General features: G+C 66.7%; 1 pseudogene. It reads right to left on the minus strand.

From position 1 onward, the window contains the following. Positions 1-255: pseudogene (locus AC0IZJ_RS28565) on the minus strand (glycoside hydrolase family 97 protein); the annotation flags it as partial.

A 255-nucleotide genomic window follows, 5' to 3' on the forward strand; every position in this document is an offset into this window, starting at 1 on the left:
CACGCTCTGCGCCAGCTCGAAGCCGTTGCGCGTGGCGCGCTTGCTCTTCGGGAGGTCGCCGAACACCATGGGCGTGAAGTCCATGGGGTCGAACAGGTTGCGTGTGAACGGCAGCATGGCCGACTGTCGGGCCACCGGGTCCTGGTCCTTCTGGTCGAAGGTGGCGAACTCGAAGCCCTTCACCGCCTCCTCCGTCATGAGGTTGGGATAGGTGCGGCCCCACCCGCGCGGCAGCGTCGCGCCGTGGAAGTTCAT

Source organism: Roseateles sp. AC306 (assembly GCF_979253795.1).